This window comes from Vibrio sp. Vb1018 (assembly GCF_033338775.1).
In the GTDB taxonomy this organism is placed as follows: domain Bacteria; phylum Pseudomonadota; class Gammaproteobacteria; order Enterobacterales; family Vibrionaceae; genus Vibrio; species Vibrio alginolyticus.
This window is the reverse complement of the sequence record NZ_JAWOTI010000004.1, coordinates 229,385-244,719: the sequence shown is the minus strand read 5'-3', so window position 1 is coordinate 244,719 and position 15,335 is coordinate 229,385. Positions and strand designations below refer to the sequence as shown.

Below are 15,335 nucleotides of genomic sequence, written 5' to 3'. Positions count from 1 at the left end.
ATGTTTGGATTTTTACGTTCACCTAAATTTACTCAACCGAGTCTAAGCAACGAGCAAATCGACCAGCGTTACCGCCATTGGCGTTTGCACATTATGTTGGGGATGTACATCGGCTACGCAGGTTTCTACTTTACCCGTAAGACCTTTAACTACGCCGCACCAGCGATGATTACCGATCTTGGCTTAGATAAAGGCGATTTGGGTCTTATCGGTACGCTTTTCTACATCACCTACGGCTGCTCGAAGTTTATTTCTGGCACGATTTCGGATCGCTCTAATCCTCGTTATTTCATGGGATTAGGATTGATTGCGACAGGTCTGGTCAACATCGCGTTCGGCTTTTCTAGCTCACTCGCGGCTTTCATTACTCTGTGGATCTTAAACGCGTGGTTCCAAGGCTGGGGCTGGCCTTCATGCTCCAAGCTGTTAACGACTTGGTATTCACGTTCCGAGCGTGGCTTCTTATGGGCGATTTGGAACACCGCACACAACGTTGGTGGCGCGCTGATCCCTATTTTGGTGGGCTATTTAACGTTGCACTACAGCTGGCGTGAAGGTTTTATTCTACCCGGCATCATCGGTGTATTACTCGGTCTATTCGTTTGTTGGCGATTGCGCGACAAACCCACAACAATGGGTTTACCAAGTGTCGGCCAATGGCGCAACGACGCGCTAGAACTTGCGCAAGAAAATTACGGACGTGGCCTCACCTACCGCGAAATTCTGAAATCGTACGTATTTAACAACAAATACATCTGGCTGCTCGCGTTCAGTTATGTGTTGGTTTACATCGTTCGTACCGCAATCAATGACTGGGGAAACCTGTACTTGACCGAGCAGCATCACTATAGCCTGATTAACGCCAACGCTGCTCTGTCTATGTTTGAAATCGGCGGTTTTGTTGGTTCATTGGTTGCGGGTTGGGGCTCAGACAAACTCTTTGGCGGTAACCGTGGGCCAATGAACTTGCTGTTCGCGATTGGGATTTTCTTATCTGTCTCTGCGCTTTGGCTGATGCCTCTGACCAACTTTGTATTCCAAGCGGCGGGATTGTTCTCCATCGGCTTCTTTGTCTTTGGACCACAAATGCTGATCGGTATGGCGGCGGCGGAGTGCTCTCACAAAGATTCTGCCGGCGCGGCAACAGGATTCGTGGGCTTGTTCGCCTACATGGGCGCAGCATTGTCTGGTTATCCACTGGCGTTAATTCTTGAAGAATATCATTGGACGGGTTTCTTCATCACCATTTCAGTTTGTGCAGCCGTCATTGGCCTTTTGTTGCTGCCATTTTTGCAAGCGCAGCCATCACGAAAACCACTCGAACCAAAGCCTCGGTTGTAAATCGACTTATCGCCCTTAGGGCAAATTGGCGAGTGACCTAACCGCGCTCGCCCTCCTTATTTAACGTATCTCTGCTCAATTTTTCTTCCGATTCAGTTCGGAGGGTTAACTATGGGAAAAATTCATGAATTTGAACACTATTTCATCGCATAGCTTCTTTCAAATGAACAACAAAATCCAAAACTACGCTTGGGGAAGCACCTCTTCTATTCACGATTTGTTTGGCTTTTCTAACGAAACGAATGAGCCTCAAGCAGAAGTATGGATGGGTACTCACCCAAACGGCTGCTCTGAAGTTCAGATTGAGCAAAACACGCTGCCTTTGTCTGAACTGATCAAACAAAACCAACCCGCTTACTTATCAGCAGAAACCGCAGCGAAATTTGGCGACCTGCCCTTTCTGTTTAAGATCTTAGCGGCCGAACATGCACTGTCGATTCAAGTTCACCCAAGCAAACAAGATGCCGAAATAGGCTTCGAAAAAGAACAAAGTGCCGGGATCCCACTAAACGCAAGCCATCGTAACTACAAGGATCCAAACCACAAACCTGAGTTGGTGTACGCGCTGACAAGTTACCAAGCCATGAACGGTTTTCGCTCGTATGCCGAGATTATTGAGGCATTTAGCCTTTGCGATATCGATGAGCTACGCGCGCCTCTTGACACATTCAAACGCGAAATCAACTCACAAGGTTTACGCGATTTCTTTGTGCACATTCTTACCATGGAAGGAGAAACAAAAGAGCGAGCACTGAAACAGCTTCTTGCCCACGCTTCACGTCAATCGGAGCAAGGCACTGACAGCGACGTTTTCCAGCTCATCTTGGATCTATCCACTCAATACCCTGGCGATGTCGGCTTGTTTGCGCCATTACTGTTGAATGTCATCACGCTGCAACCTGGCGAAGCGATGTTCCTGAGCGCAAGAACGCCACACGCTTACATTAAAGGTACGGGATTAGAGATCATGGCGAACTCAGATAACGTTTTGCGTGCAGGACTCACGCCGAAACACATGGATGTTGAAGAACTGGTTAAATGCACAGACTTTGTGCCTAAGCCGTTTAACAGCCTTGTTCTAGAACCCAATGCCGATGGTTGCCAAAGCCTTTATCCGGTCCCAGTGGCAGACTTTAGTTTCAGCATTCTTAACCAACCGAACAATGAAGTGGTTGATGCCAATAGCGCAGAGATTTTGATGGCGATTGATGCCGACCTGACACTCATCAGTGATAACGGTGAGACGTTAACCGCCGCGAAGGGACAATCTGTATTTGTTCCTGCTTACGTTGGCCATTACCGTATTCAAAGTGCGGGACGTGTGGCTCGCGCCTTCAACTAGTTTTTGAACAACCGATTCAAACTAACGTCTGACCCAAGGGACTGGGTTAGACAATTTATTCCTTTCATAGATTGAACCATTCCGCTCTTAAGGCACTCATGCTTACACCTTGTCGAATCAAAACACCTACAGGCCAGTTTCTCTAAAAGCCATAACCTCCCGGATCTACCATTTACTCAACATTCATTGTCAAAACCCATTTATGTCCGATAAATTCGTCGCTCCAATATCAAATCACTTGGATAATAAAGGCGCTTGCACAGTGGTATTTGTTGCAAAACGTATAATCAACGTTGTAATCAAAGCCTCAATCACTACAATCTCTGGTTCGATTTTTCAGTTAACGTTTGTATGCCGAAGTTAAACCAAGATAACCCTGTTCAAAGCTCCGCCCTTTCCGATATCGAAACCAGCAGTAAGATTCAATCGGCATTAGAACCGAAGTTTCACAAGCCAGAGAAACGTCTCTGCTTAAGCCCTGGCCTGTCGGATAATCATTTGGCGCGCCGTTGGCAAGTATTGGAACACGTGACCAATAAAGATCATCTCCTTGATCCTTTCACGCAGTCACATTGCGATGCTTACTCCAACAACATCGAGCACTTCATTGGTACTGTTAATGTGCCGGTCGGCATTGCAGGCCCTTTGCGCGTCAACGGCTTGTATGCGAACGATGACTTTTTGGTTCCGCTCGCAACGACAGAAGCCGCGTTAGTCGCTTCCTACAACCGTGGCGCAAATCTTATCACCGCCGCTGGTGGCGCGAGCGCATTGTTACTAAGTGAAGGGGTGAGCCGAACACCAGTATTCGCCTTTAATCACCTTGCTGACGCCGGCCAGTTCGTCAGTTGGGTTGTGACCCAGTTTGACGTATTTCGTCAAATTGCGGAATCCACCACCTCACATGGCAAACTCAAAGACATCAATGTAAATATCGAAGGAAACCATGTTTATTTGGTCTTTGAATACGTGACTGGTGACGCTTCCGGACAAAACATGGTGACCATCGCAACAAACGAAGTGTTCCATCATATTTTGGCGACCAGCCCAATCAAACCAACTCAAGCATTCTTGGATGGCAACTTATCAGGCGACAAAAAACCAAACGCACACACACTGCGCTCGGTACGCGGTAAGAAAGTATCCGCCGAAGTGACCATTCCTGCTGAGTTGGTGGAAAAATATCTGCATACGACGCCGGAGTCTATGGTTCAATTTGGCAAAATGACCACGGTGGGTGGTTTACTCAGCGGGACAATTGGCGTCAACGCGCATTACGCAAATGCCCTTGCCGCGCTTTACATTGCTTGTGGTCAAGATGCCGCTTGCGTTGCAGAGTCTGCCATTGGAATCACTCGTATGGATGTGGACGCTCAAGGCAACTTGTACGCGTGCGTGACCTTGCCAAACATCATGGTGGGAACGGTTGGCGGTGGTACTGGCCTTCCAACGCAAAAAGCATGTTTGGATATTTTGGGTTTGCACGGCAACGGCAATGCGAAAGCGTTAGCCGAAGTCGCAGCTTCGCTTTGTCTGGCTGGCGAACTCTCGATTGTGGGCGCATTTTGTGCCGATCACTTTTCTCGTGCTCACCATAAGCTTGCCCGAAAATAACCTTTGTTGCTTTGTACAAGAGAACATCCGTGTGGTTTTCTCTTGTGCAAACCAATGGACTTTATTTATTGGCTCAATAATTTCTTGAAACTAACTTAAGCCTTAACAAACATACCAATCTCTTGTTAACAGTACTTTAGCTGTCCCCCTTCTATATCCATTGCGATACCTCTGCTTGTCACTCTTCATTGGCCATATTTAATATCAGTATCTTAGAAAAAATAGCATCAAAAAATTCTAGCACTATAGTACCAAATTCATCGTTTGAGTTTTTTGTTCACCACTTATTGCTACTATACTCGCCTATGCAGCTGCTTGATTTTCATAAATTTACTAAACAGCTCAAAAGAGCTTAATAACTCCCGTTAAATGGACTTAAATCGTTACTTCGGGTAAGCGAGTTAACTATGAGACGTCAGAAGCTAAATAAAATCTCTGCTTGGGTACTAGGATTGGCTATCTTATTGCTGAGCCATGGGTCTAATGTATCAGCACAAATACAGCAATCCCCATCCGGTCAAACCGTTGCGCGTTTTCTCTATCAAACCTCTTTTGGACCAACTCCTGCGTTAATTAATGAGGTTAGGGAAAACGGGTTAGGGGACTGGATACAGAAACAAATCAACCTGCCAGCAACCTACCATCAACCACTTTATCAAACGCCTTTTTCTAAAGGCCTACAGTCAAACCGAGAAAATGCTTGGTATCAGATTGTTGTTACTGCTGAAGATCAGCTCAGACAGCGAACGGCTTATGCATTGAGTCAGATCGTAGTCGTTTCTCGTTATGGCGGCGTTCTTTCCAGCAAACCTACAGGGTTAGTGAATTACTACGATCTGTTGGTTGAGCATGCGTTTGGCAACTACCGAGACCTGTTGTATGACGTTTCCATCCATCCAGTCATGGGGAGCTATTTGTCTATGCTCGGTAGTGCAAAAGAAAATAGTGCGACAGGAACGCTTCCCGATGAGAACTTTGCTCGAGAGTTAATGCAGTTATTCACTATCGGTTTGTATGAACTCAATTTAGATGGCAGTAAAAAGCTAAACCACGCAACAGGCAAACCTATCCCCACGTACAATCAAACTGATATTCAAGAGCTCGCGCGAGCATTAACTGGATGGAAAAATTCCGACATCGCATTCGTGAAACCGATGCGAGTTATCAGTCAAAGACACGACACCGGCGAGAAGCGATTTCTAGGGAACGTGATCCCATCGGGTCTAACCGCACAAGAAGAGCTTTCAAAAGTGATTGATATGTTGATGTCTCACCCAAATGTTGCTCCATTTGTTTCAAAGTTACTTATCCAACGTTTGGTCAGTTCAAATCCAAGCCCAGAGTACGTCGCGCGTGTTGCTACGATATTTAACAACAATGGGGAAGGAGAAAAAGGCGATCTAACCGCCGTTGTTCGAGCCATATTGCTCGACCCTGAAGCATTAGGGATGACGGATACCCCGCCTATAAAAGTGAAAGAACCGATACTGGTCCTGACTAATTTTCATCGAGCATCAGGTTTTACGGTTAAAGGATCACGTTACGAAGACGCAACAACGATGATGAACATCGCTAATCAAGGGCCGCTTCGTTCTCCTTCCGTGTTTAATTTTTACTCTCCAGACTATCAGCCGTCTAACGAGTTTACGGAGTCTGGTATTAACTCTCCAGAGTATGAACTTCTCAATTGGTCTGTTTATACCGATTTGGTCAACTATATGTTAACCAGCACTCGTAGAGGAGGTGGTGATTCCTACCACTTCGATCTTAACGAGTTTTATCTTCTTCTGGACGATCACCATGCCTTAGTCGAATTGGTTAACGAGCGTTTCTTTGCTGGAACGGCTTCTGCTGAATTGAAAGAGCTCATGCTCACCGCCCTGAATGATTATCGTGGGGATTATGTGCCAACAACAAAACTCGCTCTAGTGATATTTACCGCCATTTCTGGCGACGAATTCTATATTCAGGATTAGGAGTGAATTATGGATATTTCACGACGACATTTTATACAAAGCACGCTATCGATGGGCGCATTAGCCTCTCTTAGTCTGCCAGGTTACTCTCTCGCAGCGCCATCCAATGACTTTCGAGCATTAATATGTGTGTATTTAGCAGGCGGAAACGATGCATTCAACACCATACTGCCATTATCGGAGGCGCATTATCATCAATATTCCAAAGTCAGAGGGCCACTCTCTGTCGCCAAAGAAGACATACTCCCTATCAATTTGAGTGCTGTCGATAGCTCAAATCACCCAGTGAAGCTCGGCTTACACCCAAAGTTAAATGCGTTAACTTCCGTTTTCGAACAAGGCGATGCCAGCATCGTGCTCAATAGTGGCATTCTCAACCATCCCGTCACCAAACAAGCTATTGAGCAAGGTGAAGCATCACTTCCCGAGCAACTGTTTTCTCATAATTCTCAAACAGACGCTTGGTTACTTGGTGGAATGAGCGAGTCTAAAAATCTTGGTTGGGCTGGCAGAATGTTGGATGTATTAAACTCTAAATCAGAAATAACACCGCTATACAGTGTGCATGGCAACTCGCTTTGGTTACGGGCAATGGAACACCGCCAAACCGTCCTGAAAAAAGATCGCGCAGTTCAGCTTACCGCGATTGATAACCCGCTATACAAGGGGATCTATGATCGCCTTCTCTCTCATCAAACTGACAATCCATTTAATGGTCATTTTAATTTGATGGTTGATGAGTCGATGGTAATGAGCAGTGTACTGAGCGAGCAACTCAACCACATTGCTGACGAGCCGCTGTTTACGTCATCGACGCTCGGCAAGCAGATGCAAACCGTGTACAAATTGATAGCAAGCCAAGATGTCCTGAAGCAGCAACGACAAGTCTTTTTCGTTAAACACTCTGGGTATGACCTACACGATTCGCAACTGGCACGTCATCCAGTGTTACTTGAGGATCTCGCGACAAACCTTTTGGCAATGTATCGTGCGGTCGAACGGTTAGGGCTAAACAAGCAAGTCACCTCTTTCACTATGTCTGACTTCGGTCGACGGATGATGAGCAACGGAAATGGTACTGATCATGGCTGGGGTGGCCATCAACTATTAATTGGAGGCGCGGTAAATGGGAAACAACCTATCGGTACATGGCCGGAACTAATACTGGGCGGAAACGATGATTACTCTCAAGGCCGACTCATACCCAAAATTGCCGCTGATCAAGTTGGTTCAACACTAGCACAGTGGATGGGCGTGAGTGATAACGCTGCACTGGAATACGTGTTCCCGAACATCCGTAATTTTACTCATTCAAACCTGGGTTTTATGTCGTAAGATATTTTACAGGTAGCTGTAGAACACATCATCAAATAAGGGAGCCTCGCGCTCCCTTACTCATCTTATGTTTGCAAAGTGTCCGTTACACCTCGTCGCGACGGCGTTCGTTACACAGCTTAATGGCACGCTCAAGTAATTCTAGCGCGGATTGCTCACATTCAGGCAGAACCGCATCACTTTCACCAATTGGCGTTACGCGGTCACCCCATTTCAATACTGCCGCACCCCATGTCAAACCAGCACCAAACGCAGCGAGAAGCATGTTATCACCTGGGTTAACTCGACCTTGCTCTACCGCTTCACACAATGCAATTGGCACCGTCGCAGCTGAAGTATTGCCATAGTTTTGAATGTTAACAAACGCTTTGTCGTGTGGAATTCCAGACAGGTCACACAAGGTTTGAATAATACGAATATTCGCTTGATGCGGAATCACAACATCGATTTGTTCCGTCGTTAACTGTGATGCTTTCAGTACGGTTTTCGCAGCTAGCCCCATGCCTTTTACTGCACGTTTGAAAATTTCTTGTCCTACAAAGTTGAAATCCCAGTAACCGTTGTCTTCCGCAAAGCGATCCATACAAGTACCAAACTTTGGTACGGACAGAATATCGCGGCCTTTTGCGTCACAACCGATTTGAGACTGTAGTAAACCCGTTTCTTTTTCCGTTCTTGATAACACAACGGCGCCCGCACCATCACCAAATAGAACAGCGGTATCTCGCATTGCCCAATCGATGTAGAAAGACAATCTTTCCGCACCAATAATGATCGCGTTACGATAGTTACCTGATTGAATCAAACGTGTGCCCGTTTCTAGGCCATAGACAAATCCCGTACATGCGGCATTTAAGTCAAAGGCAGCGGCTGCACGAATACCTAGGTTCTGCTGTACCTTAGACGCGATATTTGGAATCAATGAATCTGGTGAACAAGTCGCCACAATGATTAAATCCACGTCTGTTGCATCGACGCCTGCTCGAGCTAATGCATGTTTAGCAGCAACGGTCGCCATGTCTGACGTGTTTACATGACTAATACGGCGGTTTTCGATACCAGTGCGGGTACGAATCCACTCATCGGAAGTATCGAGGAAAGTGCTAAGATCATCGTTAGAGAGCACGGCTGGCGGAACACATTTCCCCCAACCTGTAATTTCAGCGTAGTAATTTGTCATCGCAGACCTATTTATTGTTGTATTTTAATAAAATTTCTTAGAACCTTAGGCTCAAATACAAACCTGCGCTGCGTTATTTCGGCAGGTTAAAAAATAAGTATACAAATAATGAGGCTGACTGGTAAGTCATGTTTTCATCAATACGTAATAAAGGAAGAAGTCATGTCATCGTTTAAAACTCGCTGCCCTTCGTGCGGCGGTCTAAATCGTGTCCCTAATGAGCGCGTTGCCGAATCTGCAACTTGCGGTAAATGTAAAAGTGCACTTTTAGACGGCTCGCCTATCGAAGGTACACAAGATAACTTTTCTGCTCTATTACAAAGTGATATGCCTGTTGTAGTAGATTTTTGGGCCCCATGGTGCAACCCGTGCGTTGGCTTTGCTCCTGTTTTCTCTGATGTTGCTCATGAGCAAGCCGGAACGGCTCGTTTTGTTAAGATTGATACCGAAGCTCAACAACAACTTGCGACGCAATTTGGTATTCGCAGTATTCCTACCATTATGGTTTTCAAGAATGGTCAACGCGTTGATATGATCAATGGTGCGTTACCTAAAACTCAATTCGATCAATGGTTAAATCAAGCACTTACTAAATAATCTTCCACGCCAACCTTGTTTGTAGGTTGGCGTTTTTATGCAACTTATCAACCTATCTAGTTAACAAATATTATTTATCGAAACGACTTAAATTTATCATTTTACTTGCCTAACTATTAGCCTCATATTCGCGCCGAATAACCCTTAGATTTCATTTAACTTATAGGCGCAAAACAGTGGAAAACACAGTCGTTCCTGCAGCATCACCACGAGTTACAGTTCCAGTCGTCGCACTGTCTCTTTATGCGGTGGCTTCGGGCTATTTAATGAGCTTGATCCCTCTCATGCTCGGTGAATACAACATCTCAGCAGATTACGCGAGTTGGTTGGCGAGTGTGTTTTATGGCGGCTTATTAACCGGTGCTATTTTTATTGAACGTATCGTACGTCAAGTTGGTCACCGTAACGCGTTTATTGGTTGCTTGGCCGTATTTTCGCTAACTATCGTCACACTACCCGTGTTTGCTAACGGATTGATGTGGCTTGCCGCTCGCTTTATTGCGGGTATCGCGGTTGCTGGTGTTTTTGTCATTGTTGAGTCTTGGCTAATGTCTGGAGACGAAGCATCGCGTGCGAAACGTTTGAGCTTGTACATGCTATCGCTTTATGGTGGTTCAGCATTAGGCCAGTTTGGTATTGGCGTGCTTGGCGTAAGTGGCGGCGTTCCGTTTATTGCGATCACGACGTTGATCCTAATGGCGATGCTGGTGCTAATGTTCATTGAGTGTGAGCAGCCAAACAGCCATGAATCAACCGCTTTATCATTTAAGCAAATTGCCAAACTAAACCATGCAGCAATTATTGGTTGTGTTGTTTCAGGTTTGACCTTAGGCGCGATCTACGGATTAATGCCAGTTGAGTTAACTAACCGTAAAATTAGCCATCAAGACATTGGTACATTGATGGCGCTAGTGATTCTAGGTGGCATGCTAGTTCAACCAATGGTGACCGCGTTAAACAAATACATGAGCCGCACAGTGCTAATGGCGTTTTTCTGTATTTTGGGTATTTTTTCGATCGGTATGACGTTTATTTCCTCGTCAGCCGTGGTATTGGCTGCTGCATTATTCTTTTTAGGTGCAGCTACTTTTGCTTTGTACCCGATTGCAATCAACTTAGGTTGCGAAGGTCTTGATGAACGCTTTATTGTCTCTGCGACACAAGTCATGCTGTTTAGCTACAGCATCGGCTCTGTTGCTGGTCCTGTTGTCGCTGATAAATTCATGGGCCAAGAACACGGCTTGCTAGGCTACTTGTTTGCCGCTTTGGTTGCGACTGGCGTATACATGCTACTTGCTGCGAGCAAAACCAAGCAGCGTATGGCCGCTGGCCTCTAACCACGCCGCTTCTACTCAACGAAAACGAGGGCATGTCGCCCTCGTTTTTTTATTCTTCGAATTTTTTTTTAGATAAACGCTTGTGACGGTTTGACGCGTTCGCTGCAGGCTTTTCCGGTACCATGCGCTTTTCATGAAGCAAATGACGAACCGCCAAGATGGGATGTTTCAGTAACATTCTGGGGCCAGAGTAACGCATGACCAAACGCATTTGTTCTTTCGGCTCTGGTTTGTAGCAGTGAATCGGACATTTGTTACACGTCGGTTTATTCTCTCCATAAGGACAGCGGTCGAGGCGCACTTCTGCGTATTCAAGCAGCTCACGACATTCTGAGCATAAGTCACGTTTTGTTCCATGATGGTCATGACAGTAAACCTCTACCATGGCTTTTACTGTCTTAAATTCAGTGGCGAGTTTGCCAAGTAAAATATCGCTCATGCGCTATCCAAAAATCACAACATCATTGTGTAAAGTTCTAACGTGCGGCCATTATCATATTGCTGCTCAACTCGTTCAAACTCAAAGCCCAGTTTTTTGAGCAAACTTATACTACGAATATTGTCATTATTGGTGATGGCAACCAAATTATCGAGTTTCATTTCCTCTCTAGCGTATTCCAGCACTGCGGTTGCAGACTCCGTTCCGTAGCCGAAGCCATAAGCGGAAGGTAAAAATCCATATCCGAGATCATAGTATTGTAATGTGTCACGTTTAACCAACCCACAAATCCCGATGGGTTGCCCATCTTCTTTCTTCTCTACAACGAGTAAACTCACGCCTTTAATTTGTTGCATGCGTAGCATGTTTTCTTTTATGTAACGCGCCGCTTCATATTCGGTACGAATTTGTTTGTCTCCGACAAAACGGTAGAAGTCTGGGTGGTTATAAAGTTCTAGTATAAATGGTGCATCATCTACACTCACAAGACGCAGTATCAAACGTTCGGTGTACAGTGTTTTCATTTGGGCTCCATTAAAACGCGATAGATGATTGGACATAGGAACGTACTTGAATTTTGCGACCGATACCGGCGCTTATTTAGTTGTAACTTGATAAAAAAGTAACTATCCTGCCTCGCTAAATTAAAGGACCACCACCATGAACCGCAAGAAGAAAATCAATCAGATCTTGAAAGCGAAGCAGAAGAAGCATAACGCTAAGCTACATAAGAGCAATAAGCCGCGTTATATCTCCAAAGCTGAACGCGCGAAAATGGAAGCTGAAGAACAAAACCAAGCTTCAGAACACACGGAAAACGTTGTAGACACAGCGCAGACAGATCAAGCCTAAAAGAAAAGCCGCTTTCAGCGGCTTTTTTGATATTCGGAGAGAGTTAGCTTTAGTATTCGACACTGTAGTTCAGTGTGAATGTGCGACCTCTTCCTTTGTAGTCGTACGCTGCTGCATCGTAGTGTGCTGCATAAAGAATCTGCGCACGTTGTCCCCAAGCGGTTGTGTAGTCTTCGTCAAATAGGTTTTGAATACCAAAACCTAACTGCCCGATAGGTAGTGTTACGTTACCAAGAAGATCAAACGTAGTGTATCCATCTAGTTTATTGTTTGCGTCATCTTCGTAATCAAACATCGTCTGGCTTTGTAAACGTACTGAATAGCCATCCTGATAGTAAGCCGCCCACGCGTTCGCTTTTGATGTACTTGCTTTACCCGCGCTTAGATCTTCCCACTTACCGTTGGTTTTCAGCTCAGAAACCACATAGTGACCTGATGCACCTAACAAAATATCACGGTTTACCCAGTAGTTAATGTTTGCTTCGGCACCGTATACACGTTTCTCGTCATCAACATTGGTGATTAGGAGCGTCTTCTTGTCATACTTGATTGAGTTATCCGACACCGAGTAGTAACCCGCCGCTTGCAGTGCGACAGTATCGGTATCTAATCGGTAACCGATTTCATAGCTGTCCGTTTTGATGCCCGACATTTTTGAGTCAGATACGTTAATGCTATTGTTCAACGCGTAGTGACCATTTGCATCCGCGGCATCGTAGCTACCTTGGCCGTAGTACTTTGCAGGATCAGCGAGTTCGAAACCTTGAGAGAAGTTCGCCCAAAGCTGAGATTCATCGTTAAGCTGATAAATGGTGCCCAAATTAAATAAGCTCACAGAGTAGTCAGTGCTGCCACCTGGTACCGCATCCGCTGATACACCATTACCCGATGCGATCTTCTTTTGTATACTATAGGCAACAAAATCATCAATCTTATTGTCCATGTATTGGTAGCGGTAGCCTGCTTGTACTGACCAATCTTGATTGATTTGGTAATCCCCTTGGACAAACATTGCGTAAGACGCCACATCAACATCTGGGTAACGCCCCACTTCGGCATAGGTTCGATTAATTAAGTTCCCAGAGCTGTTCGCAATGGTTGGATCGAACAGAGCCTGGTTACTTTCAAAACGGTCTAAGTACGCATCGACACCATAAACAAGTTTGAATGACTCCCAGCTTTTAGCTAACGCTAAGCGCCCAGCAAAAACTTCTGTTTTTTGTTGAGAGGCACTTTGGTAATAAGGAGTAAAGGTTTGGTCTTCACTACGGTAAGATAACTCGCCTATCAGTTGATGACCGAATACGCTGTCGTGAGCGTAGTTCGCACTTAAGAGAACTCGCTCTGTACCATGTTCACGGTCGGAATCGAACCCCTCTCGTACGTCAACAAATTTATTGTTAACAATGTACAAACCGTATGGCGAATCTTGCTGGCTGTCATAGTATTGTGCGACAAGGTTTAACTTGCTGGCATCGGAGATTTGAATCTCGGTCGATCCCATAACATCGAGCGTTGAATTATACTGCAAAGAGCCCTGTGAAATGTCTGGGGTGACAATGTCGCCATTTGCGTCAAATGCACCTTGTGTCTCGGTGTACACAACCGAACCTCTAGCGGTAATTCGCTCATTACCACCCGAGATAGACTGAGCGAGTTTGTAATCAAAGTCATCGCTGCTATTAAAACCTGTAGTGCCACTCACGTAGGATTCAAACGACAAGTCATCCGAGTACGCTTTCTTGGTGATAATGTTAATAACACCACCAGTAGCGCCTGCACCATAAATGGAGGTTGCACCAGATAGTACTTCAATTCGCTCGATGTTGAATGGGTCTATTGCGTCTAACTGACGACTAATCGGGCGAGAAGACTGTAACGAGACACCATCAATCATTACCAACATTGCTCTACCGCGAAGGTTCTGACCATAGTTAGTTCGACCACCGGTGCCGACGTCTAAAGAAGGGATGGTTGCAGAAAGAATATCACCCAGTGTCTTGCCCGCACGATATTGCTGAGCAATCTCTTCTTGGCCAACAAACCAAACCGTTCCTGGAATATCGGAGATCGATTTCGGCATCACACTGCCTACAACAACCAATTGCTCATCGCTCGGAGTCGATGTTTGTTGAAGATCTTCTGCTGCTATTGAGCTAACTGCGTATCCACTGCTCATCGCAAGTACGATGAGATTGAAAGAAAACGTCCTTTTCATCATTGTATTTATCTTTTTGTTGTCAACAAGAGCATGCAATGATACTTATTCTCACTCTCAAATCGAGCACTGTTACACAAGTTAAATAAATGTTAATTAAGAACCTTCTTGCTCATAAGCTGTCGATTTTCCTCTAAACGAGGACAATCTGCACAAAGCTTTCTGCCTTCACACTTATAGACTAAACAACAACTTTTTCTTACTAACTTTAGCGGCTGATCAGATTCCGTCTCATGAAGTGAGCGACTATTATCAACATCCAAACCCATTGCGCTTAGCCACAAGACCGCATGCTCCTGAAGTGTCGAGTTAGTCATTTGCGGAAAGCGCTGTTGGAGACGAATTAAACAAGCCATGATTCCGTCCGACATCAATTGATGGGTGAAGCCAGGACGAATGCGTGTCCATTGACTCATCTCTTGTTGATAGAAGTCGAACAGTTCTCGGATTTGACGCCCCGCCTCTTTTATCAACGCTTCTGGCTCGCCATGTATATGCGCTTCGTCGGCGAATCGGTACCCAGAAACAAAACAAGGTTTGAGGTGCTGCGCTATCTCGCGAATGTTTGGCAACGTGTGGTAACCGTAAATAGAGATGAATGCGACATAAACTGGCTGCCAACAAAGTAAATCCCACGTTCTTGTCAACCAATATGCTTTTCCCGCTTCCGGATGAGCCTCCGAGATTTGCTGGTAAAGGACTTGGATGATCGGGTTGATATCATTCTCTATATGGATAGCTTCTTGCCCTATCTCGCCGATATCACCGTGTAGGTAAGGTGTAATCTCACTCGAAGTTTGAAACAGTTGCGGGAAAAATTGCTCAGACATGGTGGCTTATTGTTGGTGTAGTCATTCTGACACCTTTATACCCAAGCCCCAATCGCAATGCAAACTATTATCCTTTGCGTTTTCATAACAAAGAAGCACTCTTAGGGTTAGTTATGACTGTATTTCCGAGTTCTGTGAAGCTGTAAGGTCTGGTTACGTATGCGATGAATAGCAACAAACTCTTAAACCTCTTCGCATTTAACGCTCACATGATCGCAAAAATACACAGCATAAAAACACCCTGATAAAACTGTGTTAACAGTTTCCCTGTGTA

Annotated in this window: 13 protein-coding genes; 8 read left to right on the top strand and 5 right to left on the bottom strand. The window is 45.3% G+C overall.

Going from position 1 to position 15,335, the window contains the following annotated elements; all coding sequences use genetic code 11:
* The 5 genes from R7Z10_RS07200 (at position 1) to R7Z10_RS07180 (ending at position 7,608) form a co-directional block, all read left to right on the top strand.
* On the top strand, positions 1 to 1,341 hold the full coding sequence (locus R7Z10_RS07200) for an MFS transporter (RefSeq protein WP_104980706.1): 1,341 nt from the start codon (positions 1 to 3) through the stop codon (positions 1,339 to 1,341).
* A 124-nt stretch (positions 1,342 to 1,465) separates the two neighbouring features.
* Positions 1,466 to 2,683, top strand: a complete 1,218-nt coding sequence (gene manA, locus R7Z10_RS07195) for a mannose-6-phosphate isomerase, class I (RefSeq protein WP_005388002.1) — start codon at positions 1,466 to 1,468, stop codon at positions 2,681 to 2,683.
* Positions 2,684 to 3,034: 351 nt separating this feature from the next.
* Positions 3,035 to 4,297 carry a hydroxymethylglutaryl-CoA reductase gene (locus R7Z10_RS07190; RefSeq protein WP_154204416.1) on the top strand — a complete coding sequence of 421 codons (1,263 nt, stop codon included), beginning with the start codon at positions 3,035 to 3,037 and terminating at the stop codon, positions 4,295 to 4,297.
* 407 nt (positions 4,298 to 4,704) lie between these two features.
* Positions 4,705 to 6,273 (top strand): DUF1800 domain-containing protein, encoded by a 1,569-nt coding sequence (locus R7Z10_RS07185; RefSeq protein WP_318104464.1) that lies wholly within the window; start codon positions 4,705 to 4,707, stop codon positions 6,271 to 6,273.
* A 9-nt stretch (positions 6,274 to 6,282) separates the two neighbouring features.
* The gene (locus R7Z10_RS07180; RefSeq protein ID WP_213962429.1) at positions 6,283 to 7,608 is read left to right on the top strand and encodes a DUF1501 domain-containing protein; all 1,326 of its coding nucleotides are present in this window, start codon (positions 6,283 to 6,285) and stop codon (positions 7,606 to 7,608) included.
* An 85-nt stretch (positions 7,609 to 7,693) separates the two neighbouring features.
* On the opposite strand, the gene R7Z10_RS07175 is transcribed toward R7Z10_RS07180, so the two are convergent.
* The gene (locus tag R7Z10_RS07175) at positions 7,694 to 8,788 is read right to left on the bottom strand and encodes a ketoacyl-ACP synthase III (protein WP_005387993.1); all 1,095 of its coding nucleotides are present in this window, start codon (positions 8,786 to 8,788) and stop codon (positions 7,694 to 7,696) included.
* Between the two features lie 162 nt (positions 8,789 to 8,950).
* Here R7Z10_RS07175 and trxC point away from each other — a divergent pair, with 162 nt between their 5' ends.
* Together trxC and R7Z10_RS07165 are read left to right on the top strand one after the other, a co-directional pair.
* On the top strand, positions 8,951 to 9,385 hold the full coding sequence (gene trxC, locus R7Z10_RS07170; protein ID WP_005387991.1) for a thioredoxin TrxC: 435 nt from the start codon (positions 8,951 to 8,953) through the stop codon (positions 9,383 to 9,385).
* Between the two features lie 176 nt (positions 9,386 to 9,561).
* Positions 9,562 to 10,722 (top strand): MFS transporter, encoded by a 1,161-nt coding sequence (locus R7Z10_RS07165; protein WP_033907039.1) that lies wholly within the window; start codon positions 9,562 to 9,564, stop codon positions 10,720 to 10,722.
* Between the two features lie 49 nt (positions 10,723 to 10,771).
* Here R7Z10_RS07165 and R7Z10_RS07160 read toward each other — a convergent pair whose 3' ends face one another.
* On the bottom strand, positions 10,772 to 11,161 hold the full coding sequence (locus R7Z10_RS07160; protein WP_318104463.1) for a nitrous oxide-stimulated promoter family protein: 390 nt from the start codon (positions 11,159 to 11,161) through the stop codon (positions 10,772 to 10,774).
* Positions 11,162 to 11,175: 14 nt separating this feature from the next.
* Positions 11,176 to 11,685 carry a GNAT family N-acetyltransferase gene (locus tag R7Z10_RS07155; protein WP_054579612.1) on the bottom strand — a complete coding sequence of 170 codons (510 nt, stop codon included), beginning with the start codon at positions 11,683 to 11,685 and terminating at the stop codon, positions 11,176 to 11,178.
* Positions 11,686 to 11,821: 136 nt separating this feature from the next.
* On the opposite strand from R7Z10_RS07155, the gene R7Z10_RS07150 reads away from it, so the two are divergent.
* Positions 11,822 to 12,013, top strand: coding sequence for a DUF2986 domain-containing protein (locus R7Z10_RS07150; protein ID WP_005376066.1), 192 nt, complete (start codon positions 11,822 to 11,824; stop codon positions 12,011 to 12,013).
* A 49-nt stretch (positions 12,014 to 12,062) separates the two neighbouring features.
* Here R7Z10_RS07150 and R7Z10_RS07145 read toward each other — a convergent pair whose 3' ends face one another.
* On the bottom strand, positions 12,063 to 14,234 hold the full coding sequence (locus R7Z10_RS07145; protein WP_213962428.1) for a TonB-dependent receptor: 2,172 nt from the start codon (positions 14,232 to 14,234) through the stop codon (positions 12,063 to 12,065).
* Positions 14,235 to 14,323: 89 nt separating this feature from the next.
* On the bottom strand, positions 14,324 to 15,061 hold the full coding sequence (locus R7Z10_RS07140; protein ID WP_025767741.1) for a siderophore ferric iron reductase: 738 nt from the start codon (positions 15,059 to 15,061) through the stop codon (positions 14,324 to 14,326).
* Between the last annotated feature and the right edge of the window lie 274 nt (positions 15,062 to 15,335).

What these genes read in the sequence shown, in the direction of transcription:
- manA (WP_005388002.1), top strand. Translation starts at nt 1,466, where the DNA reads ATGAATTTGAACACTATTTCATCGCATAGCTTCTTTCAAATGAACAAC.
- R7Z10_RS07145 (WP_213962428.1), bottom strand. Translation starts at nt 14,234, where the DNA reads ATGATGAAAAGGACGTTTTCTTTCAATCTCATCGTACTTGCGATGAGC.
- R7Z10_RS07160 (WP_318104463.1), bottom strand. Translation starts at nt 11,161, where the DNA reads ATGAGCGATATTTTACTTGGCAAACTCGCCACTGAATTTAAGACAGTA.
- R7Z10_RS07140 (WP_025767741.1), bottom strand. Translation starts at nt 15,061, where the DNA reads ATGTCTGAGCAATTTTTCCCGCAACTGTTTCAAACTTCGAGTGAGATT.
- trxC (WP_005387991.1), top strand. Translation starts at nt 8,951, where the DNA reads ATGTCATCGTTTAAAACTCGCTGCCCTTCGTGCGGCGGTCTAAATCGT.
- R7Z10_RS07185 (WP_318104464.1), top strand. Translation starts at nt 4,705, where the DNA reads ATGAGACGTCAGAAGCTAAATAAAATCTCTGCTTGGGTACTAGGATTG.
- R7Z10_RS07180 (WP_213962429.1), top strand. Translation starts at nt 6,283, where the DNA reads ATGGATATTTCACGACGACATTTTATACAAAGCACGCTATCGATGGGC.
- R7Z10_RS07155 (WP_054579612.1), bottom strand. Translation starts at nt 11,685, where the DNA reads ATGAAAACACTGTACACCGAACGTTTGATACTGCGTCTTGTGAGTGTA.
- R7Z10_RS07200 (WP_104980706.1), top strand. Translation starts at nt 1, where the DNA reads ATGTTTGGATTTTTACGTTCACCTAAATTTACTCAACCGAGTCTAAGC.
- R7Z10_RS07150 (WP_005376066.1), top strand. Translation starts at nt 11,822, where the DNA reads ATGAACCGCAAGAAGAAAATCAATCAGATCTTGAAAGCGAAGCAGAAG.
- R7Z10_RS07175 (WP_005387993.1), bottom strand. Translation starts at nt 8,788, where the DNA reads ATGACAAATTACTACGCTGAAATTACAGGTTGGGGGAAATGTGTTCCG.
- R7Z10_RS07190 (WP_154204416.1), top strand. Translation starts at nt 3,035, where the DNA reads ATGCCGAAGTTAAACCAAGATAACCCTGTTCAAAGCTCCGCCCTTTCC.